The organism is Paenibacillus nanensis (genome assembly GCF_003583765.1).
Classification (GTDB): Bacteria; Bacillota; Bacilli; order Paenibacillales; family Paenibacillaceae; genus Pristimantibacillus; species Pristimantibacillus nanensis.
Genome location: NZ_QXQA01000013.1, coordinates 118,709 through 142,835, shown reverse-complemented (window position 1 = coordinate 142,835; position 24,127 = coordinate 118,709). Strand labels below are relative to the sequence as shown.

General features: G+C 52.8%; 24 protein-coding genes. 23 read left to right on the top strand and 1 reads right to left on the bottom strand.

The window, feature by feature from the left end; translation table 11 throughout:
- The gene (locus D3P08_RS19220) at positions 1-1,884 is read left to right on the top strand and encodes a heparinase II/III domain-containing protein (protein WP_119601530.1); all 1,884 of its coding nucleotides are present in this window, start codon (positions 1-3) and stop codon (positions 1,882-1,884) included.
- 63 nt (positions 1,885-1,947) lie between these two features.
- Here the strand turns inward: D3P08_RS19220 and D3P08_RS19215 are convergent, their stop codons facing one another.
- Entirely contained in the window at positions 1,948-2,685 is a 738-nt protein-coding gene (locus D3P08_RS19215; RefSeq protein WP_119601528.1) for an SDR family oxidoreductase, read from the bottom strand.
- A 186-nt stretch (positions 2,686-2,871) separates the two neighbouring features.
- Here D3P08_RS19215 and D3P08_RS19210 point away from each other — a divergent pair, with 186 nt between their 5' ends.
- From D3P08_RS19210 to D3P08_RS19105, 22 genes are all read left to right on the top strand, one after another.
- Positions 2,872-3,798, top strand: a complete 927-nt coding sequence (locus D3P08_RS19210) for an AraC family transcriptional regulator (protein ID WP_119601526.1) — start codon at positions 2,872-2,874, stop codon at positions 3,796-3,798.
- 199 nt (positions 3,799-3,997) lie between these two features.
- A complete protein-coding gene (gene groES / locus D3P08_RS19205; protein WP_119601524.1) occupies positions 3,998-4,279 on the top strand; it encodes a co-chaperone GroES in 282 nt (93 codons plus the stop codon).
- Positions 4,280-4,326: 47 nt separating this feature from the next.
- Positions 4,327-5,955 carry a chaperonin GroEL gene (gene groL / locus D3P08_RS19200; protein ID WP_119601522.1) on the top strand — a complete coding sequence of 543 codons (1,629 nt, stop codon included), beginning with the start codon at positions 4,327-4,329 and terminating at the stop codon, positions 5,953-5,955.
- A 323-nt stretch (positions 5,956-6,278) separates the two neighbouring features.
- The gene (locus D3P08_RS19195; protein ID WP_162848535.1) at positions 6,279-7,298 is read left to right on the top strand and encodes a DUF3231 family protein; all 1,020 of its coding nucleotides are present in this window, start codon (positions 6,279-6,281) and stop codon (positions 7,296-7,298) included.
- A 45-nt stretch (positions 7,299-7,343) separates the two neighbouring features.
- The gene (locus D3P08_RS19190; protein WP_119601518.1) at positions 7,344-8,132 is read left to right on the top strand and encodes a hypothetical protein; all 789 of its coding nucleotides are present in this window, start codon (positions 7,344-7,346) and stop codon (positions 8,130-8,132) included.
- Between the two features lie 5 nt (positions 8,133-8,137).
- Positions 8,138-8,596 (top strand): hypothetical protein, encoded by a 459-nt coding sequence (locus tag D3P08_RS19185; protein WP_119601516.1) that lies wholly within the window; start codon positions 8,138-8,140, stop codon positions 8,594-8,596.
- Between the two features lie 28 nt (positions 8,597-8,624).
- Positions 8,625-9,149, top strand: a complete 525-nt coding sequence (locus tag D3P08_RS19180) for a D-glycero-alpha-D-manno-heptose-1,7-bisphosphate 7-phosphatase (protein WP_119601514.1) — start codon at positions 8,625-8,627, stop codon at positions 9,147-9,149.
- A 471-nt stretch (positions 9,150-9,620) separates the two neighbouring features.
- A complete protein-coding gene (locus tag D3P08_RS19175) occupies positions 9,621-11,027 on the top strand; it encodes a CpaE/TadZ family protein (RefSeq protein WP_162848534.1) in 1,407 nt (468 codons plus the stop codon).
- Positions 11,027-11,914 carry a CpaB family protein gene (locus D3P08_RS19170; protein ID WP_119601510.1) on the top strand — a complete coding sequence of 296 codons (888 nt, stop codon included), beginning with the start codon at positions 11,027-11,029 and terminating at the stop codon, positions 11,912-11,914. The genes D3P08_RS19175 and D3P08_RS19170 overlap by 1 nt, the downstream gene beginning before the upstream one ends.
- Positions 11,890-12,717, top strand: coding sequence for a CpaE/TadZ family protein (locus D3P08_RS19165; RefSeq protein ID WP_119601508.1), 828 nt, complete (start codon positions 11,890-11,892; stop codon positions 12,715-12,717). The genes D3P08_RS19170 and D3P08_RS19165 overlap by 25 nt, the downstream gene beginning before the upstream one ends.
- A gap of 16 nt (positions 12,718-12,733) precedes the next feature.
- Complete coding sequence (locus tag D3P08_RS19160; protein ID WP_119601506.1) at positions 12,734-14,209, top strand: TadA family conjugal transfer-associated ATPase; 1,476 nt, start codon at positions 12,734-12,736, stop codon at positions 14,207-14,209.
- Positions 14,187-15,170 (top strand): hypothetical protein, encoded by a 984-nt coding sequence (locus D3P08_RS19155; protein WP_119601504.1) that lies wholly within the window; start codon positions 14,187-14,189, stop codon positions 15,168-15,170. The genes D3P08_RS19160 and D3P08_RS19155 overlap by 23 nt, the downstream gene beginning before the upstream one ends.
- On the top strand, positions 15,167-16,048 hold the full coding sequence (locus D3P08_RS19150) for a hypothetical protein (RefSeq protein WP_119601502.1): 882 nt from the start codon (positions 15,167-15,169) through the stop codon (positions 16,046-16,048). Before D3P08_RS19155 ends, D3P08_RS19150 begins: the two co-directional genes overlap by 4 nt.
- 25 nt (positions 16,049-16,073) lie before the next feature.
- Positions 16,074-16,295 carry a hypothetical protein gene (locus D3P08_RS19145; RefSeq protein WP_119601500.1) on the top strand — a complete coding sequence of 74 codons (222 nt, stop codon included), beginning with the start codon at positions 16,074-16,076 and terminating at the stop codon, positions 16,293-16,295.
- Between the two features lie 11 nt (positions 16,296-16,306).
- Positions 16,307-16,804, top strand: a complete 498-nt coding sequence (locus D3P08_RS19140) for a hypothetical protein (protein ID WP_119601498.1) — start codon at positions 16,307-16,309, stop codon at positions 16,802-16,804.
- A 15-nt stretch (positions 16,805-16,819) separates the two neighbouring features.
- The gene (locus D3P08_RS19135) at positions 16,820-17,311 is read left to right on the top strand and encodes a hypothetical protein (RefSeq protein WP_147381825.1); all 492 of its coding nucleotides are present in this window, start codon (positions 16,820-16,822) and stop codon (positions 17,309-17,311) included.
- A gap of 10 nt (positions 17,312-17,321) precedes the next feature.
- Entirely contained in the window at positions 17,322-17,552 is a 231-nt protein-coding gene (locus tag D3P08_RS19130; protein ID WP_119601494.1) for an EsaB/YukD family protein, read from the top strand.
- Positions 17,553-17,567: 15 nt separating this feature from the next.
- Positions 17,568-18,386 (top strand): DUF5050 domain-containing protein, encoded by an 819-nt coding sequence (locus tag D3P08_RS19125; protein WP_162848533.1) that lies wholly within the window; start codon positions 17,568-17,570, stop codon positions 18,384-18,386.
- A 13-nt stretch (positions 18,387-18,399) separates the two neighbouring features.
- The gene (essC, locus tag D3P08_RS19120) at positions 18,400-22,272 is read left to right on the top strand and encodes a type VII secretion protein EssC (protein ID WP_162848532.1); all 3,873 of its coding nucleotides are present in this window, start codon (positions 18,400-18,402) and stop codon (positions 22,270-22,272) included.
- A 22-nt stretch (positions 22,273-22,294) separates the two neighbouring features.
- Positions 22,295-22,630: a WXG100 family type VII secretion target gene (locus D3P08_RS19115; RefSeq protein ID WP_119601488.1), complete on the top strand. Its 336-nt coding sequence runs from the start codon at positions 22,295-22,297 to the stop codon at positions 22,628-22,630.
- Positions 22,631-22,671: 41 nt separating this feature from the next.
- A complete protein-coding gene (locus D3P08_RS19110; RefSeq protein WP_119601486.1) occupies positions 22,672-22,968 on the top strand; it encodes a WXG100 family type VII secretion target in 297 nt (98 codons plus the stop codon).
- 81 nt (positions 22,969-23,049) lie between these two features.
- Positions 23,050-24,126: a hypothetical protein gene (locus D3P08_RS19105; protein ID WP_119601484.1), complete on the top strand. Its 1,077-nt coding sequence runs from the start codon at positions 23,050-23,052 to the stop codon at positions 24,124-24,126.
- Position 24,127: the final 1 nt, after the last annotated feature.

Genomic DNA, 24,127 nt, shown 5'->3' with positions numbered 1-24,127 from the left:
ATGAGGAAATGGAGCGAGATCGGGCTGCGGGAGACGCTTGAGCCAATGTCCGGCCGCGGGCGGGGATATCGTTTGTTAGGCGGAGAGGAGACGCCTGGGCAAACGGCCAGCCGTCTGCTGCGCGACGAAACGGTTGCAGGCTTGATCCGGGAAATCGAGTCGGAGGCTGACCGGATGCTTGGCGAGCCGGCCCCCGAGCTAACGGACGAGATGTTTCGCGCCTTCCGGGAAACCGGCGAACGACTGTCTTATGAGAAGGTATACTTCGAGAGAAGAAAACGATTGAATGCATTTGCAATGATGACATGGCTAAAGCCGGAGGCGGACGCTTATTGTGATGCGCTTCATGAAACGGCATGGTCGATTTGCGGCGAATTTACTTGGTGTCTCCCCGCGCATTACGGCGAGACGCGCGGGCCTTACGGCAATATAGACTTGTTTGCGGCGGAGACGGGCTTCGCGTTAGCCGAGATCGCCGCGCTGCTGGAGCATTCGATCGATGTACGGCTGCAGGAGAGGATCCGGGCGGAGACGGAGCGCCGGCTGTTTCAGCCGTTCCTTGAGCAAGGACCGTATCCATGGGAGAAGCTGGAGAACAATTGGTCTTCGGTGTGCGCGGGCTCGATCGGGTCGGCGGCTTTATATGCGATAGAAGATCCGGAGCGGCTGGCGGCCGTGCTGGAGCGCGTGCATGCTTCGATGGACTGCTTCTTAGCGGGCTACGGCGAAGATGGCGCATGCGTGGAAGGATACTCGTATTGGCAGTACGGCTTCGGGTATTACGTTTATTACGCCGATCTGCTGAAGCGAATGACGCATGGCGGGATTGACGGCTTTGCGATTCCGAAGGTGAAGGAAATCGCGCTGTTCCAGCAGCGCTGTTTCTCGTGCGGCGACGCGATCATTAATTTCTCGGATTCGCCGCAGCAGAGCGGGATATTCATGGGGCTGACGATGAGGCTGCGCGAGGAATACCCCGAGGTCGCTTTGCCGAACGCCGCATGGAGGGAGCCGTACGCCGCCGACCATTGCGGACGCTGGGCGCCTGCCATCCGCAATCTGCTGTGGGCCGCGGTGAAGCCGGGTACAGAGAGACCGCAGGCAATTGCAGCTGCTGCCGATTGGCCGGCAGAGGCCCATTATATGCCGGATGCGGAATGGTTCATGTCTAGGCACGCGTCTCGGCACGGTGCGGTTTATTGCTTCGCCGCCAAAGGCGGGCATAACGGGGAGTCGCATAACCATAACGACTGCGGACACTTCATTCTGCATGCGGACGGCGAGACGTATGTGGCGGATTTGGGGAGAGGGCTGTATTCGAAGCAATATTTTGGTCCGGAGCGTTATTCGTTCTGGTGCAACGGCTCGCAAGGCCATTCGGTGCCGGTCGCCGGCGGACTTTTGCAGGAGGAGGGGGAGCATCGCAAAGCAGCGGTCCTAGAGGCAAGCATTGGCGAATCGGAGGACCGGTTCGCGCTTGAGCTGAGCGGCGCCTATCCGGAATCGGCAGGACTGCTCGGACTGCAAAGAAGCTTTGTATGGAGCAAAGGGGAGGCGCCGGGACTTACGCTTAGCGACCGGTTCTTGTTCGGGGATGAACCCGGCTCCGCCCGTATCGATGAAACGATAGAGAGATTCATAACTCTGATCGAGCCCCGGCTTTTGAAGGACGGCGCGATAGGGATAAGCGGGGAGCGGCATACGCTGCGGATTGCATATGACCCGTCGTTCTGGCAGCCGGAAATAACGAAACGTTTGGACCGGGATCATTTTGGGCAGGAGAGACGCTGGTATACGCTTGACTTCCGCTTGTTGCCCGGAGTACGCCGAAGCGGAGAGTTCGAAGCGTCGTTCGCGTTTGCATTCGCCGGCCAGGGGAAATGAAGCGGCGGCAGGCTGCGGACGGATATCGTCCTAGGCTGCCGCTGAATGGAAGACTATTCCATATTAATTGAATCCGCCGTTGACGCGAATCGTTTGCCCTGTAATCCAACGGGCTTTGCCGCTGACGAGCAGCTCGATGGCATTGGCGATGTCCTCCGGCTCGCCAAGCCGCCCAAAGGCGTTCATTCGGCGGTAGGAGTTGATCAGCTCCTCCGATTTGCCGTTCAAGAACAACTCGGTCGACACTTGCCCGGGCGCGATGCAGTTGATGACGATGTCTTTCGGACCAAATTCCTTGGCCAATTGACGGGTCATCTGCTCGACTGCGCCTTTTGTTGCGGCGTATACGCTATATGCCGGGAGCATGGCCCCTGATACGGAGGTGGAGAAATTGATAATGGTTCCGCCGCTCGCCATATGGTTCATAGCTTGCTGGCAAGCAAAGTACGTTCCTTTCACGTTAACCGCGAATTGCCGGTCGAACATCTCCTCTGACACATCCGCGATAGCCGCACATTCCATAACACCGGCATTATTGATGAGAATATCCAGGCGGCCAAACCGCTGCAGCGTCTCTGAGAACAGCGCCTCAACTTCGCTTACCCTGCTCACATCGGCGCGGATTGCCGCCGCCTCTCCGCCTAACCGCTCAATCTCCGAAACGGCCTCGGCCGCCTTTTGCTGGTTGGAGGTGTAATTGATCACGACCTTCGCCCCGGCTTGCGCCAATTGGACAGCTGCCTGCCGTCCGATGCCCCGCGACGCTCCAGTGACGATTGCGACTTTTCCTTCTAAACTCATGTTTCATTCGCTCCTTTTAACCTTTTGTTTTGTCGGTTTGCGGTTCTTGCGATCGACCTTATGAGCTTATTGTAATTAAGAACGGCCTCGGCCCGTTAGAACATACCTGTTCGATCCTTGCCTAATTCTCTTCGGTCTCGTTATGATGGAAGGAACGACACGCTCTACGGAAAGGAGCTTGCTATAATGGAAGATTCACTGCATATGGAGCATGGCCTTCAACAATTGGCAGGCTTGATTCGCCGGCACGCCCCATTGAACGGAACACATCAGACGAAGATACCTTCCCTCTCGCTGATGCATGCCGCGCATCGGTCTGAACCGCTCGAATCCGTCTATAAGCCATCCATCTGTGTTGTGGCACAAGGAGCAAAAACAGCCACGCTGGCCGGTGAAAGCTACCGGTACGATCCTTCGACTTTCCTGGTCACCTCGGTTGAATTGCCGATTATCGGCAGAATTATAGAAGCCTCGGCAGAGATCCCTTATTTAAGCTTGAAGCTCGGCTTCGATAGCGACGTCATTTTGGATATGGTGAAAGAGATGAGTCTTCCGGATAACGTCCCTGCCGAGCCCTCCCGCGGTATAACCGTAAACGGAATGACTCCCGCGCTGCTAGAAGCGGTTATGAGACTTGTCCGGCTGCTGGACGATCCGATGGACATTCCGATTCTAGCTCCCCTTATTATCCGTGAAGTTTTGTACAGAGTGCTTCAAAGCGAGCAAGGGGCAATCATGCATCAGTTTGCGATCGTCGGCAGCCATTCGCACCGCATCGCTCAAGCGATTCAGTTCATTAATAGACAGTACGACCGTCCGCTCGTCATCGAGCAGCTTGCAAAGACCGTCAATCTCAGCGTCTCGGCATTCCATAAACATTTCAAACGCGTGACGGCGATGAGCCCGCTGCAATACCAGAAGACCGTGCGTCTGCAAGAAGCTCGGCGCCTGATGTTGACCGAATCGCTGCAGGCTTCCGATGCGGCCTTCCAAGTAGGCTATGAGAGCCCGTCCCAGTTCAGCCGCGAATATGCCCGTATGTATGGAAGACCGCCGAGGCAGGATATGCAGGAGCTCCGGAGCCAAGCTGCAGCCCCCGGCCCGCTTAAATGAGTTTTCAAAGATTCGCAGAGCTTAGAGAAGGGTTCTGGAGGAAGGATAGGCGGGTTGTAAAATTCGCGCAAATTTGAATCCAAGCACTTGAAATTCATTTCGAAAATGAGTATGATAAAAATGGTTGTTAGCACTAATCGCTTACGAGTGCTAACGAAAAAACACAAGAAGCGACAAATTTAGAAGGAGGCTATTTTCAATGATCAAACCTTTGGGTGAACGCGTATTGATCGAACCAATCGCGAAGGAAGAAACGACTGCGAGCGGCATCGTGTTGCCGGACACGGCTAAGGAAAAGCCGCAAGAAGGTAAGGTAGTTGCTGTAGGCAGCGGTACGCTGAAAGACGGCGTTCGCGTTCCATTGGAAGTAAAAGAAGGCGACCGCGTTCTGTTCTCCAAATATGCGGGCACGGAAATCAAATACGAAGGCAAAGAGTATTTGATTATGAAGGAAAGCGACATCCACGCGATCTTCGGTTAATATCGCGTACACATACTTAAATTAATACATTTCGGGAGGTTATATACATGGCTAAAGAAATCAAGTTTAGCGAAGATGCGCGCCGCTCGATGCTGCGCGGGGTTGACGCTCTTGCAAATGCGGTTAAGGTTACGCTTGGACCGAAAGGCCGCAACGTTGTTCTGGAGAAGAAATTCGGAAGCCCGCTCATCACAAATGACGGCGTATCCATTGCGAAAGAAATCGAGCTGGAAGACGCGTTTGAGAACATGGGCGCTCAGCTGGTGAAAGAAGTAGCGACAAAAACAAACGACGTGGCGGGCGACGGTACGACAACGGCTACGGTTCTGGCTCAAGCGATGATTCGCGAAGGTCTGAAAAACGTTACGGCAGGCGCTAACCCTATGGTTATCCGCAAAGGCATCGAGAAGGCGGTTAAAGCTGCGGTTGACGAGCTGAAAGCTATTTCCAAGCCAATCGAAGGCAGACAATCCATCGCGCAAGTTGCGGCCATTTCCTCCGCTGACGAAGAAGTTGGCCAACTGATCGCGGAAGCGATGGAGAAGGTCGGCAACGACGGCGTTATTACAGTGGAAGAGTCCAAAGGCTTCAATACGGAGCTTGAAGTGGTTGAAGGTATGCAATTCGACCGCGGCTACGTTTCCCCATACATGATTACGGACACAGACAAGATGGAAGCGGTTCTCGACAACCCTTACATCCTGATTACGGATAAAAAGATCTCCAACATCCAAGAGATTCTGCCTGTTCTGGAGAAGGTTGTACAATCCGGCAAGCAGCTTCTGATCATCGCGGAAGATGTGGAAGGCGAAGCGCAAGCGACGCTGATCGTGAACAAGCTTCGCGGCACATTCACTTGCGTAGCGGTTAAAGCTCCTGGCTTCGGCGACCGCCGCAAAGCTATGCTACAAGATATCGCTGCTCTGACAGGCGGCCAAGTGATCACGGAAGAGCTCGGCCTTGATCTGAAATCGACAACGGTTGACCAACTGGGCTCCGCTCGTCAAATCCGCATTACGAAAGAAAACACAATTATCGTAGACGGCGCTGGCGACAAAGCCGACATCGATGCACGCGTGAAACAAATCCGCGCGCAACTGGAAGAAACAACTTCCGAGTTCGACAAAGAGAAGCTGCAAGAGCGTCTGGCTAAGCTTTCCGGCGGCGTAGCGGTTATCAAAGTCGGCGCGGCTACTGAGACTGAGCTGAAAGAGCGCAAGCTGCGCATCGAGGACGCTCTGAACTCCACTCGCGCTGCGGTGGAAGAAGGTATCGTATCCGGCGGCGGCACGGCTCTTGTCAACGTGTACAAAGCAGTTGCAGCGGTTAGCGCGCAAGGCGACGAAGCGACTGGCGTAAACATCGTGCTTCGCGCTCTGGAAGAGCCGATCCGCACAATCGCGGCAAATGCCGGCCAAGAAGGCTCCGTAATCGTCGAGCGTCTGAAAAACGAGCCAGTCGGCGTAGGCTACAACGCGGCTACCGGCGAGTGGGTGAACATGTTCGAAGCGGGTATTGTTGACCCTGCGAAAGTAACGCGTTCCGCTCTGCAAAACGCTGCATCCGTAGCGGCTATGTTCCTGACGACGGAAGCGGTTGTTGCCGACAAGCCTGAGAAGGAAAAGCCAGCTATGCCTGACATGGGCGGCATGGGCGGAATGGGCGGCATGATGTAATAGTGCCCGGAAACCCTTAATTTTATAGGGTTCTGAGCTTGTAAGTGGTCAAAATGGTCACATTTTGGTCACGGATTTCGTAAAAATAGAGGTCTCGCATTCGTTCACCGAACTTTTGCGAGGCCTCTTTTTTTGATGATAGGTTTTTATTGGAAGCTGATTCAGATCAGCATCAAGGACGACCTATTCAAAAAATGAGAGAATCGGGAAGAGGCCCCGCATAAGTTCACCCGAACTTAAGCGAGGTCTCTTTTCTTTTACAGGATTAAAATCTCAGCCTAATGGTAACGTTATACATAATGAATAAGGGAGGAGATCAAATCATGCGTTCTAGAGATCATTTAACCGAGCATAATATTCGTCTGACATCTGCAGAAATTGCAAATTTATGGGGAGCTTACATGGGGAATTCGATGTCTGTTTGTATTTTTGAATACTTTATGACACACGTTGAAGACCAAGAGATCAAGGAATTGGTGGAATATGCGCTTTCTTTGTCCAAGAAGCATGTTTCGACCATAACTGATATCTTTAGTCATGAGAAATTCCCGATTCCAGTAGGGTTTACGGATGAGGATGTAAACCTTGCTGCTCCGAGATTATACTCGGACACCTTCTATTTAAATTATCTCCATCAAACGACAAAAAGCGGATTCAGTTTATATACCATCGCATTACCAAACATGGCTCGTTCGGACGTGCGGGATTTCATGTCGGAGTGTATTGCGTCTTTGACGGAACTCTACAATAAAGTCGCTGACGTCTCCCTATCGAAAGGGATTTTTATACGGCCGCCCTATATTACGGTTTCCCACGGTGTTGAGTTTGTCGAAACGAAGGGATTTCTTGCGGGATTTTTCGGGCATGTCCGCCCTTTAAATGCTCTGGAAATCACGCATCTATTCTCGAATACACAAACAAACGCTTTAGGTAAAGCTCTTATCATGAGTTTCAGCCAAGTTGCTAAATCTGACGAAATTAGAGAGTATTTCAACCGCGGTAAGGTTATCGCTTCAAAGCACCTGGATACCTTCAGCAACACCCTCCGAAAAGAAGATTTGCCTGCCCCAATGACTTGGGACCATGATATTATGGACTCCACAGTTTCGCCATTCTCAGATAAGTTAATGCTATTTCATGTAAATGGCTTGAATGCATTGGGCATCCATAACTACGGGGCGGCAGTATCCGGAAGCCAGCGTCATGACCTACATGCCGAATATGGGCGTCTAACCGCTGAGATCGGTGTCTACGCTGAAGCTGGAGCGAGATTGATGATAAAAAATAAGTGGTTGGAACAAACGCCTTTGTCCCCGGACCGTAAGGAATTGACAAAAGCGTAAGCTTAGGGACCCTTTTGGAGCCTATTTTTGATAAGGGTGAAAGCCATGAACAACTATTCAAACGACAATAGCGCCAGAAGATACAAGGCTCATGTCAGTATTGTAGGAACAACGCAGCTGCATTTGAGGAATCCGTACATTATTGCCTGGTGGTCCGCGGCGTTCCCGGGCTTCGGTCACTTATTATTATCAAAGTATTTGCGCGGGTATGCCTTATTTATATGGGAGGTTGCGGTGAATATCAAAGCGCATGTGAACGGCGCCATGATTTATTCCTTTCAAGGCAACATAGACATGGCCAAGGAGGTGCTGGATACGAGGTGGCTGCTCATGTATATTCCGGTTTACATTTTTGGCATATGGGACAGTTACCGGACAACCGTAGATATGAACAAGGTTTATCTTTTAGCCGAGCGCGAGAACCATCGCTTTAATTCATTTGCCTTAGGCGCTTTAGAAATTAACTACCTGGATAAACGGAATCCCATGGTTGCCGTTATGTGGTCGTTATTAATTCCAGGTTTGGGACAGCTCTATGTTCACCGGATCTTAACCGCCTTATTTATTATCATTTGGCTCGTTGTATTTTATTATTGTTCGCATGTGCAAGAAGCCGTCGTGCTTTTGTTCTTAGGCCAAATAAAAGAAGCGACCTCCGTTTTAAAGCCGGAATGGCTCCTGTTTATCCCATCCCACTACGGGTTCGCCGCTTATGATTGCTACATTAATAGCATCGAGAATAATAAGCTTTTTGAAAAAGAGCTAAGGAACTATTTGACCGAAAACTATCAGTCGGAGCGGTTTCGATTGCTTAAAGGACAAAAGGTGGAGTGAGCTCCTTGCAGATTTTTTCAACCTTTGAAACAAGCGGATTTTTAGAAATGGCCATATCCACATTAGAAAAGCGAGGAATTCCAAAAGAAAGCATATTTGCTGTGCCGCTGGACAACAGACAGGAAAGCCGTAAAATGTTTGATAATCTGCATCGTTCCGACGGTACCAGTCTTATTGATATTGGCATGGGGCTTGCTACCGCATTTGCTGTAATCGGGGCAAGCGTCGGGTTCAAGCTGGCCTGGGGACCTATTTTTTGGGGGTTAATTGGCGCCTTTGCCGGGTTTGTTCTTGGATTTGCAATTCGCCTCCTTGTGGTACTGGTTATTAAGAAGAATAAACGCGTTCTAAAAGGGAAGCATTCCGAAGTGATCTTAATTGTTGACTGCGAGGGCGCGCAGGCTGAGCTGGTCGAGGATATCCTTTGGAGCCATTATGCGTTGGGCGTAGCGAAAATAAGATGATGCGTTATATGGAGGAGTCACTCGTTGAATGAAAGCTTTTTTTCTGGACCGCGACGGCGTGATTAATGAAAGCCATCATGTGAATAGGGCCAAAGATTTGGTTTTGCTTCCGGGTGTGCCTGAAGCTATACGGATGCTTGGCGAGCTGGGGTATGAGACCTTTGTCGTGACGAACCAAGGCGGCGTAGGTCTTGGCTATATGACGAAACGCGACTTGGAGCGCATCCATCGCTATATGAAGCAGCTAATAGAGGAAGGCGGCGGAAAGCTGAGGGAGATTCGCGCCTGTATTCACAAGCCTCGGCATGGCTGCGGTTGTCGAAAGCCGAAGCCGGGCATGCTCTTGGATTTGATCATGCGGTATGACATCGACCGGACTCAGAGCTTTATGGTTGGCGACCGCGACGTGGACATTGAGGCGGGGCAGGCCGCATCCGTCCGCGCGGTGTTCATTGGAGAGAAGGCGCCGGCAGGCATCGAGCCCGACTTCGTTTATCCCAGCTTGTATGAAGCCGTGAAGGAGCTGCATAATCAAGGGATTTTGCAAGCATGAAGCCGAATGGCATGACTACAGTCCCACTCGATGACAATTTTCAACATCCTAGCTTTCAGGCTCTACAACGGATGGGGGTTGGGGAGGGGCAATCAACAGCCAAGTGTAAGAAGGAGTCAAAAGGGTAAGACGAAAGATAGATATTATTTTACTTAATTATCCATTATATTCGACAAAATAACTGGTGTAATTTAGTTCTATTATCCTATGCCAATCTTTCTGAAGTCGTATTGAAAAACCTTGATTCGGGATATATTATCCTAGAAAAATCAAGGTTTTTTCTATGTTTTCATAGTAACTTTCCATTTTATCTCTTCTAAATTAATAAGAGTTGGAGCGAAAAATGTAAATGATTTATAAACGTTGAAATATGGAAATTGTTGAAGTAGTATAGTTGATATAATTGGTTTAACATGTAAAAAGAATTCTAATTTGTAATCAATGAGACTAATTAATCATAAAGGTGGGCGTATGGGTATACTTCTTGTCTCTGGCAATATGTATGAGATCATATCCGCGTATGAATTGCCGAAGGTGAACTTCTATAATACTTCGACGCTTATGCTTGAAGACACAGCCGCATATCTCGATACCGTACCTCGGGCATACGAGGCGGTCGTCATCATGGATGACGCTTTATCGTCCAGACATGACCAGAATGTCAGCCGTCTCTCGGAATTGCTGCAGAAGCTTACCCCGATAAGAGGGGAGAGCCCGGTGCCGGTCGTTCTGCTTACGAGAGATTTGCAGTGGAAGAAAGAATGCTCGGGCCTGACGGCTCAATACCCGAATCTGCATCTAGAATTACACCCCTATGCGAGACCGACGGTCTCTCTCATCCAAGAGCTTCTACGGCGTTACAGCAGGCGGCAGCCGCCGTCACCTTCATCCTGGTTCAGACAGACAACGGGCAAAGCGGAAGCGCCTCGCCCATCGGCAACGGAAACGCAGCAAGACGCACAGGCCGCGTCTAGCAAAAAACCGTCCTTCCTCGATCGGCTGCGTTCGAAGCCGAAGGCGGAGAGCAAACGAACGGCGACCGATTCAATGGACAAAGCGTTTGAGAGAGTCAGCCGCGGCATGAGCCGAGTCGTGGCGATGACCGGCCATAGAGGCAGCGGCGTAACGAGCTCTCTCGTGAACGTGGCCAGCGAAGCGAGCAAGCGGGGACTGTCGGTCATGATGATCGATCTCGATATCGATTATCGGACGACCAACCTGTATTTCAACCGGTTCCATGAACAGACGCAAAGAGACGAGGCGATGAACGCATCGCTGATTCGAACGCTCGCCAGGCCGCAGGACCATATGATCACAGCCTGCCACTTGAAGGATGAGCTGTGGCTGACCTCGCTCGGTTACTCGTTCCAGGACCGGCTGCTGTTCGGGCAATATGTGAACGCAGGCAAGCTGATATCGCTGCTGTCCGTCTTGCGGAGCAGATTCAATTTAATTTTGATCGATATGCCGATGAACGTGCTGGGCTCCTTTCAAGAGGCGCTCATTCATATCGACACCGTCGGCTTGTGCGCGAGCAATAACATTTACTCCGTCATTACGACGCTGAGAAATATGGAGGCCGCGCTGGATAAGGAATCGATCGCTTATCTGAATGCAAAGTCCAAGCTGCTCGTGACCCGGTACAATGACCGCTCCCGGTTCCAGAACGAGCTGTTCACACCGGAGACTGTCAGCAAAGTGATGACCTCGGGCCTGCTGGATACGTTCATGTACGAGGTGAAGGTAGCCGGTTATGTGCCTTACACCGAGCAATTCGACGCGCAGATTGAATCCGACTTGCCAATCGTATTCTCCAGCCGGGATCATGAGCAAGCCTATGGAAACATTCTTCTTAGATTAATGGAGGGGACGAAATAGTGGATTTAAGCACCCTGAAGAACACCAAGCCGAACCGCAATTTGTTCAAAAAAGTATTGGCCTTTGTATTTGCTCTGCTGGTCGTCGTGAGCTCTTATCTGTATCTCGATAATGCGAGCAGGAAAGCCGAAAACGTCGTTCAAGTTATCCGGGTGAAAAGCAATGACGGCATTCCGGCCTTTGCCCCTCTGACGAGCAAAAATATCGAGACGTACAACCTGATCGAAAAAGAATATACCGAAGACATGATATTGGCCGAGGATATGGACAATGTGACGGATCAGCTGACCAAATATTATTTGCGCAAGGGCAGCATTCTGTACAAGGATCAGCTGACGGACGAGAAGCCGCTTAAGAACGAATGGCTGTATGAGGTTGCGGATGAGAACGAAGTGCTCACTTTGCCTTATAACTTCCTCGAGGTGGGCGGGGATATTCTCATGCCGGGAGACCGCGTAAGGATCCGGGTGTCCTACGACCGTGAGAAAAACGTAAGCACCGCAAGCGGCAACCCGAACATGCCGGCCAGCACGGATACCGTTACCGTGAGGGAGACGGAGGTGTTGTTCGACAGCATCGTCATTAAGGATATGCTGAACAGCAACAGCCGCTCGATCTACGAGGTTTACAAAGAAGTGCAGAAGCTGGACGAAGATAAGCGCCAGGAAGTGATGAAGAGCGAAGAGTTCATTGACAGCATTAAGCCGAAGGCGTTGCTTCTTGAGGGCAGCAGCGAGCAAATCAACAATTTCGCCAAGTACCAAGGGTTCGAGAATCAATCCTTCCTCATTACGATTCTGAGCCGGAAGAACAGCTCGATCATTCTGGACCAGCTGCCGACGCTTGAAAAAGAGGTGGAATCATGGATCGACGATCAACAGAAGTAGTAGACGGCATTTTCTCCAAGATTTCGTCCAAGGATCTCATCGGCGCGGAGCTTCTGGAAAGCAAATTGATTTATAACCTCATTGGTTTTATGCCCGCTTGCGACGGGGTGGATAATGCGATGCTTATCAGCAACCTGGGCTATCTGCTCGCTCAGAAGGGGCTCAATACGTGCATCGTGGATCTCAAAGTCTTTTATCCGAACCTCTATCACTATGTGGATTGCGCGCCGCCGAAGAAGTCAAGCGGACTCATTAAGGTGCTGAAAAGCGATAAGGTCGACATTCGCGAGGAAATACAGACGACCAAGTACGACCGGCTGTTCCTGCTGTCTCCAAGCCCGCAGGATTTGATGGAGGAATATTTCGATTTCGATTTCGAGCATCTGGAGCGGGTGCTCGGCACGCTGAAGCAGATTTTCGATATCGTGCTGATCGATATTCCGAACATTCCGCCGCTCGAGTTCTGCCTCGGCGCCATGAAGTCCTGCCATATCGGCTTCTTCACGGCGACGGAGCGGATGGACGCCTCGATCAATATGGCAAAGCTGCTGGATTTCGCCTCTTCCGTCGGCATTAGTACGGCGAAGTTCACGAACGTGATCATGATGAATTTGCAAAATATCGATTACGACTTCGACGTGTTCAAGGAAATGGGGCTCAACATCGTTATGGCTTTCCCTTACGTGAAGGACGGGATTGCCAGAGCGAATAAAGGCAAGCTTTACGTCAAGGACAATGCGTTGTTCAACCGCCAGTTCATGAAGGAAATGCAGCGGCTCGTCAAGCAGCTTGCCGAGCAATAAGGAGGGAGACGAAGCGATGCTAACACGAGGCAAAGTGAGCGACATGCAGCAGCGCGTCCATCTTCAATCCCAGACGACGGAGGATGCTGCTGAGGAGCAGAAAAGCAAATATACGACGATTCATTTCGAAGAAGCGCTGGAGCTGTGCCAGAAATATATCACGAAGGTGACCACGCACGCGTTCCGGAGAGAAAATGACCCCGTCCGGAAGCGGGAGATGACCAAAGCCTATATCAACGAATTCGTGGATTCCCAGCAGCCCATCGTGGAGGGCTATTATGACCTGGTTCAGCTGAAGAGCGCTCTGATCGACGAGATTACGCATTACGGTCCCATCACGCGAGCGATGGAAGATCCGACGATCGATGAAATTCGGGCGAACGGGCCGGACCAGATCTTCGTGGAGAGCGGCGGCCGGTCGATTCGGTGGGACCATTCCTTCTCGGACCGCGAGCATATGGAGCGGATCATCTCCAAGCTGGTCGGCGTGTCGAAGGTTAGGCTGACGCCGAAAATTCCGATGGTCAACGCGAGGACGATCGAGGGCTTCCGGGTCAATGCGACCCATGCGGGCATCTCGCCGTACGACAACCCGGCCTTCGTCATCCGGAAGTTCAACAAGAAAAGCATTTCGCCGAAGGCGCTGATCGAGAACGAGTCGTTTTCGGTCAACATGTACCGGCTGCTCTCGCTGATTCCGAAGTCCGACTCGTCCTGGATAACGGTCGGTCCGACGGGGAGCGGGAAGACGACGCTGAACGAGATTCTTGTCAAAGAGATTAATCCGATGTCCCGTATTATCACGATCGAGAACCCGTCGGAGATGCGGCTGCAGCAGCGGGAGGGCGGCAGTGTCCACGGGCGGATTCTGAACGACGTGCTGCAATACGAATCGGTTCCCGATGACGATGATTCCAGTCCGGCTACCATGGAGAATTTGCTCATCAACGCGATGCGGCAATCGCCTCACTGGATTGGACCGGGGGAGCTCCGGACGCCGGGTGAATTTGCGACAGCGCTGCGGGCGGCGCAGACGGGGCACTACTTCTTCTCCACGCTTCACGCCGAAGGAGACAAGGAAGCGATCTACCGGTTCCTGACCGCCTACTTGATGATTTCGAACGAGCCGGCCGAGCTTGCGCTCCGCAATATATGCAGCGCCGTTAAGTTCGTTATATTCCAGGAGAAGCTGGCGGACGGCACGCGGAAGGTGACCGCGATCTCCGAGGTAATGGGCTCGCAGGGGCTGGAGCCGATTATTAATCCCATCTATCGGTTCGATTGCGAGGATGTTCTGGAAGAAACGGTGGACGGCAAAAAGAAGATACGAATTGTCGGAAAGCACCGCCGGGTCGGCAAGCTGTCCGAAACCATTCAGCAGGCGATGCTGAAGGCGGGCATCAAGCGAAGCCGCTTCGCGTTTTTTGCAAGCGATCCGGCGGAGGACGAAACAGAGGTGTACGCATCGGATGAATACGACTTTTACGATTAGTCTGCTGCTGGGCGCCGCCGCTTTTATCCTGATCAATGTGATGTTTAACGTCCGCTTCTTCGGCGGGTCGCTTCGCTTCATCCTGGATATCGCGGATACGATCGCCGAGCATCTCGGGCGGTACAACACGAAGCGGTATGTGGACCGGATCAAGCGCGAGCGGATCGTCGTTCAGAAGGAAAATATTTACGCGAAATACAACCGGCTGGTGGAAGGGCTCATTCTGGACTTCAATATGCCGTTTACGCTGGAGAGCTTTACCTCGCTGCTATGTATTTTGTTCGCGGTCGTTACGCTTGTTGTCATCGTGCTGCTGAATAATGTGACGCTGTCCGTCGTTATCACGGTTTCGATTTTTATCGGCATGCTCACCTTCTTCGTCATGCAGTCGCGCTCGATCAAGTCGGAGCGGCTTGAGAACATTATGGATGCGGAGGACATTATTTGCCCGCTTGCCCGGGAAGGCGTGCTTGTGGCGATTAAGAAGGTGATGGAAAGCGACGAGTATATTAGCCCGAACATCCGGCCGTACTTCCAGCAGTTCATCGACAATTGCGAAAGCAACGGATACTCCTTCAAGCAGGCGATCCTGCTGCTGAACCGGCAGCTTGGCCCGAAGTTCGATAACTTCACGAAGAAAGCGATTGTGTTCGAATATAACGAGCGCAAGGGGATGGCGGATATTTTCCTGGATATCGTCGACGAGAACGCGGTGCTGCGGGAGCTCAACAGCAAGAAGGACCGAATTTTCCGCAAAATGAACCGGGATTTCCTGATTAAGACGGCAATCATCGTGCTCTTTTTCCTTTATGCCTTGTCCGTTGAAGGCTTTCGCGAATTTATGCTCGGCACCAATGCAGGAAAAGTCATCAACACGTCCTTGGTCAGCATCATTTGTCTAAGCTTTGCGAGAACGCAAATGCTGCAGGGCAATCTGGGAGAAGGGGGCGGCGCGAAATGATCTTTCTGTCAAAGCTCGTCGCGATGCTGGCCATTCTCTATATCGTGAAGGTGCTGCTGCTCCCGCTGATGAGGCCTGTCAGCCGGAATCAGAAGAAGCGCGCCAGACTGTTCCTAAAGGAGCGCAAGAAGGAGGCGTCAAGGCAGAAGTACCGACTGTGGAAGCAGAAGATGGCGGTGAAGTATGGGAGATACCTGCTGAGCACGGGGGAAAGGGTGAGGCTGAAGAAGATGCTGGACCGGCTGGATATGCCGGTGAAGCCCGAAGAGATTCGAGTCGAGCAGATTTTGTATGCGGGAGCTGCCGTTATCGCGGCTTTAATCATGCTTAAAGTTAACATTTTGCTCGGCTGCGCAACCGCGATTTTTATTATACTCGGCTGGCTGTACCCGGTCGATGAGCTCGAGAAAAAAATTGTAAAGAAAAACAAAAATATAGCCGTCGATTTTCCCGCGTTCTACAGCATGGTCTATTACCAATATTCGAAGTCGGTCAATATTCATCTGGCCGACGTCGTGAAGGATTATTTGCCGAACGCCAACCCGGACATCGGCGAAGAGCTCGGCGTTATGCTGGACAACATCGAATTCGGCGAAGAATACGCGCTGAAGAAGCTGAAGAAGCGCGTGCCGCTTCATTACATCATCAAGTTTTGCGATATCATGGAGACCCGTCTGAAAGGATACGACAACGTGTCGCAGATGGCTTATTTGAAAAACGAGCTCGACAGCTTCCGGGTGAAGACGCTGGAAGACGAGCTGCAGAGACGGGAGCGTTCTAACGCTCGCATCCAATTTGTGCTAATTGCCGTGCTAGGCATTTATATTGCGCTCTACTACTTATTTACGATCATGGGATCGCTGACCTTATTCCAATAAATTTATTGATATGGAGGAACAGAAAATGAGCAAAAACAAGAACAATTGCAATGAAGGTCTTGTCCAAAGATTTGTCGAGGACGAAAGAGGAGAGTTCGGTATTAAACAGATCGCGGCGACTGTGGCGGTTATTGTTGTCATCGGATTTGTCGTTACCGCGATCTCAGGCAACATGGGAACGTGGGTGGAAGAAATTTGGGACCAGTTTATGGAGCTGATTGGAAGCAACATTAGCAGCAATACCTAGAGGTGACCTCATTGCAAGGAATAGCAAAAGCTTTTCTTATTACAATCATTACGTCGATCGTTATTGTCTTGCTGACCAACATGGCCTTTTTCTTCCCTTGGTATTTGACGCTGGTGTCGGAGACCTATTACGTCTCGCAGGTTGCGGCTACCGACAACTACTTGTCCAAGGCGAATTACGAGGACATCAAGGACTCGCTGGAAGAGAGGCCGATTTTCTCCAAGCGGAAGGACGATATCGAGATTTGGGTCCACAAGTCGGAGAACTACACCTATGCGGGGGACAGCGCCATTTCGACGGTCTATACCGAGGATTACAGCGATTATGCCAACGACTCCGATAAGCCTTACCAGCAGCGGGGCGAGCCGATTTATGTGAAGATTTCCGCGGTTTATCCGCTCACGGTGAAATTATGGGGCAAGGAATATTCGAGAGATATCCCTGTTTCCTTCGAGATGAAGACGACGGGACTTAAGCATTACAAGGATCTGCCTTATTACGAGAACTGATGGGATGAAGCGATTGTGAGAATGGTGGCCTATGGAATATTAACGATTCTTTTCGCGTCTCTCATTCTGGTGCCTCTTGTCGAGATGGCGGTCGTCTACCGCGAGAAGATCGTTATGGATTCGGCGATCCGCAATGCCAGCCGGGTGGCCAAGGACCGGGCGCTTGAATTCGAAGGCATACGCAATCTGGACGCGGATATGGATGAGGAGAGGTTCAAGGACTATTTCTCCGAGGCTTTCGAGGATGTTATGAATCTATCGGAGAGCTCGTCGACCGGCAATGCGATCAAGTATGAATCGATTGACGGCAAGTTTAACGCGTTTACGGTTGAGTTCGACTTCAACGAAGTGGAGCGGGAGGAAGGTCTGGTATCGGAAGTGACGATACGTGCCGAAGCGGCTTACAAGTTCAAGACACAGTTAATGCGAACGGTGGAGGAGATGAATCCGGCTTTGGATTATCAGCTGGAGACCGAACGCCGTTACGTTCTTACGGTGAAGAATTGAGGAGAAGGATATGGATTATATCATGATCTCTTTCCAATATGGAAGCGGCGAGCCGGTCGATTTGAAGGTTCCGCTCTTTGTTACGGCAGAGGAGCTGATCGAGATTCTGCATGAAGCGATCGGTTCTCCTTCGGGGAGCGAATGGAGGCTTCAAGCGGAGCCGCTTGGCCGCATACTGAATCTCGGTCGGACATTGGAGCAGGAAGGCGTTACGCATGGCGCCTTGCTCACGCTTGTCTAATGAAGGAGCATGGCTATGAATGCAAACATTCAGAACGGCGGTCTGGTGCTTCAGATCGACGACCGCCTGTTGCTAACGGATAGGAAGGGCGGTTCCGGCACTTACATGCTGCAGCTTCATTCGGATGAACCGGCCCGGGTACTATCCGCCGGCCTATTATGGGATATGAATGTTGACGGCGAGGCCGTCTACTACAGCGATCAAAGAAGGCGCCACGCCGTTTACCGGCTGGAGCTCGGCACATTGCGCGAAGAGCCGCTTGTGAACAAGCCTTGCTGCCAGCTTCAGCTGCGCGGAGACTGGCTCTACTACATTGAAGAAAGCAGCCAGCGGCTGTACCGGCGCCGCCTGGACGGCCGGGAGGAGCAAGCGGTCGCGGAGGAGAAGGTTTGGGGCTATGTTTGGGCGGAGGGCCGCTTGTATTATTCCACGCCAAGAGGGATTAAGCGCAGCGACTCGGACGGCTCGTATCACGAGCTGATCACGGACGCTGCGGGCCTCCAGCTCCTCTATGCCGGAGGCCGGCTGGTCTTCTCTGACCACAAGCGGCAAGGCGCTCTGACATTGATGGATACGGACGGCGGCCATTCGGTTGCGCTGGACGGGATCCAGACGGCGAGCCTGAATACGGACGGGGAATATGTCTATTGCGCGAATGCTCTGAACAACCGCAGCATCTACCGCGTCGACCCGGCCAGCGGCAGAAGCATTCGAATTTCCGGGGACAGCGCCGATTTCCTGCATATTGCAGGGGACACCCTCTATTACTGTCACGACAGGGAGTGGTACCGACTGCCGCTCGCCGGAGGGGAAGCGACAAGAATCGTTTTGTGAGGTGCTTACGTTGTTGAACACAAATTTCAGCCGCCAGCCGAGATTTCTGCCCGACTTCCCCGTGGGGGAAGTGGAGGTTCCCGGACCGCCGTCGATGAACGAAAAGCCGGAGATCGGCTGGTTCGGGATATTGGTGACACCGATTGTGATGCTGGTTATCACAATCTTCATTGCTATGACAATGGGGTCCTTATGGGTCATTATCTCGATAGCGATGACGACTCTTACGCTAATTGGCTCGCTGGTAACTGCGGCCTCCCAGATTAAGAAGTACAAGAAGAAAAAGAAGGAACGCGAAGAAAAGTACCTGCAATTCATTGCCGATACCCGCAGCGAGCTTGCGATTGCAAGAGAGCAGCAGACGAAGGCGATGAACGAGATGTATCCGAACCCGGCGGAGTGCGTACAGCGCATTGCGCGGACAGATAACAAGCTGTGGGAGAAGACGCCTTCGCATCGCGATTTCCTTTCGTTAAGGCTGGGTCTCGGCAGCGCCCCGCTTGAGATGCGGATCAACTACACGAAGCAGGCGATCATCCTTGAAAGCGATCCGCTGCTGATGGAACCGCAGCGGCTTGCGCTGGAATTCGAGAAGATTCCGCAAGTTCCGATCACCTTGAATCTGGTTGATGCCGAGATATGCGGAATCGCCGGGGAAAGCGACAGAACGGCCGAGCTGCTGGAACTGCTTCTCCTCCAAATCGTTACGCATCACGGCTACGACGACGTGAGAGTCGTCCTGCTTGCATCGGAGGAAAATGTAGGCAGATGGTCATGGACGCGATTCCTGCCGCATCTATGGGATGACGGCTTCGGTATGCGGTTCCTTCTATGCGGCAAAGCGATGGCTCATCAGAGCTTATCGGCCTTGTACGACATGCTGAAGGAGAGAGAGATGAGGGCGAGAGGCGGAGCGGCGCTTCCGCACTACGTATTCATCGTCGAGGACCCTGCGCTGCTGGAGAACGAGCATATTAGCAAATATCTGTACAACGGCTCCGCGCAGCTTGGCGTCTCGACGGTCTTCGTCTCCCAGCACAAGTCCTACCTGCCTATGAACTGTAATGTGGTGGTGAACCTGCAGGGCAAAAGCGGGGAGAAGGCGGACCGCCGCTCCGGCGAGAAGACGGCGTTTACGCCGGATACCGCGCAGCTGAAGGATTTGGAGGAAGCGGCGAGAAGGCTTGCTCCGCTGCGGATCAAAAGCGCGTCCGCCAGCTTCGCCTTGCCGTCATCGATTACGTTATTGGACTCCTTGCAGGCCAAGCGGACGGAGGAGGTGGATGTGCTCTCTCAATGGCGGCGCAATAAAACGTATATGGGCATGAGCGTGCCGATCGGCGCGAAAGCCGGCGGCGAGTTATTTTATCTGGATATGCATGAGACCGGATTCGGCCCGCACGGCTTGGTCGCCGGTACGACCGGCTCGGGGAAAAGCGAGCTGCTTCAGAGCATCGTTATCTCCCAAGCCATCCATTACCATCCCCACGATGTCGTATTCGTGCTGATCGACTACAAGGGCGGCGGCATGGCGGACGTGTTCAAAGGGATGCCGCATCTGGTCGGCACCATTACGAACCTGGACGGCAATCAGACGACAAGGGCGCTGCTCTCGATCAAAAGCGAGCTGATGAGAAGACAACGGGTGTTCTCGCAATACGGCGTGAACAATATTGATAAGTATCAGAAGCTGTACTACAACAAGCGCGAGCCCGGAATGCCGGCTGTTCCGCATCTGATTATGATCGCCGACGAGTTCGCCGAGCTGAAGCAGGATCAGCCCGACTTCATGAAGGAGCTTGTCAGCGCGGCGAGGGTTGGTCGAAGCTTGGGCGTCCATCTGATTCTTGCGACCCAGAAGCCGGCGGGCGTCGTAGACGACCAAATCTGGAGCAACTCGAAATTTAAAATTTGTTTGAAGGTTCAAGATGAAGCGGACAGCAAGGACGTCATCAAACGGCCGGACGCTGCGCTCATCAAGGAGCCGGGCCGCGCATACATTCAAGTCGGGAACGATGAAGTGTTCGAGCTGTTCCAGTCGACGTTCTCGGGCGCCGGTTACGATCCGGACGGCGAGATGCGGAAGGCCGCGAACAAGCCGAAACGCGTCTATAAGCTGGCGCTGAACGGCGGCCATCAGCAGGTCTATCCGCTTTTTGAGGAGAAGATCCGCGGGGACGACACGACCTCTCAGCTGTCGGCGATGGTGGAGCATATCCGGAAATCGGCGGAAAACGCGAACATCGCGCCGCTGCCCGGGCCTTGGCTGCCGCCGCTGCCGGAAAGCCTGCAGTTAAATGAGCTTTATCCGGATTGGACGTTGAATGGGGGACGTCCGTACAGAGAAGCGTTATTCAGCGTCCCGGTCGGCGTTGCGGACGACCCGCGCTCGCAGCGGCAATTCGCGCTTGAGATCGATTTCGCGAATGAAGGCAATTTGTTCGTCTACGGCGCATCGGGCACGGGGAAAACCAATCTGATGAAGACGCTATGCCTGTCTGCGGCGCTTGCTTATTCCCCGCGTGAGGTTCATATGTATGTGCTCGACTTCGGCGGCGGCGGCTTGAAAACGTTACAGCAGCTGCCGCATGTCGGCGGTGTCGTCACGCTGGAGCAAGAGGAGCGGCTGGAGCAGTTCCTGCTCTTCATGTTCCGAATGATCGAGGAACGCAAAGCGCTGTTCGAGCAGGCGGGGAGCGAAGGCTTCCACGATTATCGCAGAAGCGGCCGGGAGCTGCCGGCGATTCTTATTCTAGTCGACAACTATTTCGCTTTATCGGAAACCTATGAGGACGCCGACACGCGGATGATTCTATTAGCCCGTGAAGGAAACAAGTACGGGATCTATATGACAGCGAACGCCACGAATGCGACTTTAGTCCGATATAAGCTGTCTGTCAACTTCAAACAGGCAATTTCCTTCCAGTTGACGGATAAATCGGAATATGATGGAATAGTTGGGAGAACGGAAGGGCTCGTTCCTACGAAGCTAGCAGGCAGAGGATTGGTAAGGGGCAACCCGCCGCTAGAGTTCCAGACAGCTTTGCCGGACTGGAAGGGCTGGACGTCCGAGCAGCTGCTAGCGAAGGCAGCCGGCGGCGATTCGGCCGAAGCGGCGCCGATTCCAATGATGCCGGCCGAGCTTGACATCAGCCGCATCCAAACCGTAGACGACAAGCTGGTTATCGGGCTTGCCCATACCGATCTGCAGCCTGTCGCGGTGGATACAAGAACCGCTTCAGCGGTCATGATCGCCGGCGATGCGGGCTCCGGCAAGAGCACACTGCTGGTCTCATGGATCCAAATGCTCAAGCGAAAGCATGCCGGACTCAAAGTTTACGCGCTGGATTCGTCGGGCATGGGGCTCTTCCCGATCATGCACGAGCCGTACGTGACCGATCTTGCCCAGATCGAGGACTTGTACGAATTCGCTGCCGAGATCAAGGATATTTTGGCCGAACGCAAGAATCAGCTGCTTGCCTGCCGCAATTCCGGCGGCGATACGGCCGGGCTGATGCGGTCGTGGGAACCGATTGTTTTTGCATTCGATGCCTTAAGCGAATTTACGGACAACGATATGTATGCCCTGCATGAAATCATAGAGCGGATCGTCAAGCAGGAGCGGGGCTTGAACGTTCTCGTGCTGGCCGCGGACAATACGTCGGCGATGGGCTCGAATTGGAGCTCGCTCGGCAAGGCGGTCCGGGAGGAACAGACGGGCGTGCTGCTCGGCAGACTGAAGGATCAGAGCCTGTACAATGTGAATGTGCCGTACGGCACGCAGGAGCGGATCGGCGAAATGGGCGACGGCTATTACATCGTGAAGAATAAATATACGGCTTTACGATGCGGAATCGTTCATGAGAATGAGCTGGCGCTAGTGTGAGGTCAAAGGGAGGGATGATGATATGTCGGTCAGTCCATACGAAATCAATAGTACGGCATCCGCGATCTACAAGATGAGAGGCGAAGTATCCGATGTGAAGAAGGACATCAATGGTCTGGTGGCCGGCTCTTCGTCCTATTGGACCGGCAAGGCGGCAAACAGCTTTAAGGACAGCGGAGGAGAGATCGTAAAAAAACTGTCGTCGCTCATCTCTCTGCTGGATGATCTCAGCTCGGAGCTTCGATCGCTGGCCAATGCGGTAGATGAGGCGGACGCCGCGCGAGCCGCCGAGAAGGCGAGAGAAGCGGCTCGTCTTGCCGAGCAAGCGAAACAGCAGGCGAAGCAGAAAGCGAGATAAGGCAGGCGATTGTAGAGCCTGCACCGAAAGGAGGTGAGAAAATGGCAGCTAACATTCAGTTTGATTCCGCGCAGGCGACTGGCGTAGCCCAATCGATCAAGCGCAAAGCTGAAAACGCGCAAACCGTTATCAATCAGCTGACAAAAGAAATCCACGCGATCAACTCCTGGTGGCATGGCGAGTCCCAAAAGGCGTTCGTCGATCAATACGACAGCCTGAAGCCTAGCTTTGACAAGATGATCGAATGCGTGAACACGATCAGCGCTAACCTGGTCGAGATCGTCAGAATCAAAGAGGACGCCGAGCAGCAAATGGCGAGCAAGCTTCGTTCGAAATAGCAATCATTGTAGACAAGGCGGAACGATTCTGCCTTGTCTATTTCTAGTGCCAGCGGGTCCGAACCAAATGGAGGATAACTAATGCGATTAACCGATCAACAATACTGGATGCTTGCTTCAAACGGCTCGGCGCAGTCGGCCGATACGGGACTCCAGCTGACGCTTGCGGAGAGGCTAAGCCTAGACGCCATTGAAGCTTTCGCCTATCGGGTGAATGACAGCGGACATCTTCTGGTCATCCATTATACGCTGGAGGACGTGCATCTGGGGCTCCAGCAGCTTTATGAGGGAGACTCAGAGTTACATCGCAGTCTTTCTGCTTTTGTGCGGAAATACGCCGGCCAAGGCCCCTGCTCCATAACGGGTCAAGGTATCGGCGGCGCATTCGGCTTGTATCACGCGGCGGTCGCCGGCCTGACAGGGGTTGCATTCGATGCGCCTGGCATCGGCAAGCTGCTTACTTCGAAAGATCTCGATACCTTATCGATTACAAATATAGCGGCCGAGGACAGCATTTTGCCTGCGATCGGCAGCCATCCGACGCCCGTCACATTCGCGCAGCTAGGCGCTGAGGAGAAGGAGCGGTATTCATTCGACTCCAATGGGTTCGCGCGTCCGGGTGAGCCTAACGAGCTGTTTCGCTCCCTGATGCGGATCAGCAGTCTGAATGACGCGGCGCGCGGGCGGCTTGACGCGCGGGTTCAGGAGCTCGCGGAAGCAGCTGGACTCGAGCCCTTCATCTCTGGGGATGACGACCTGATGCTGTTGCTTCACCGGCTTGAGCTCCCTTCCGTCATCGAAGCTATTCCTAAGCTGCTGCGTCGATGCGGCGAGGCGTTTCAAGACATATTCTGGGCATGGCGGTCGGATGTCGAGCCGCTCCTGCATTACGACGCGAGGCGCCAAGGGGAAATCGTCGTCGAACGCACCACGATGGCCGCGCAGCAGATGGCCGATTACGCAAAACAATTTCATGAGGACATGGAAATGATTCTAACCCTGACAGCTCTCCAGTCGCTCGACCGCAAGGAAGGCCTTGAACAGCTGGAGGCAGCCGCACGCAGATTGGCTGACGAGTTAGGCGAGCGTCTGGCGAAGGCTGCGAACGAGCTGACGGATCAACTAGGGCTTTTGATGATGAATCGATTCGGCGCATGAG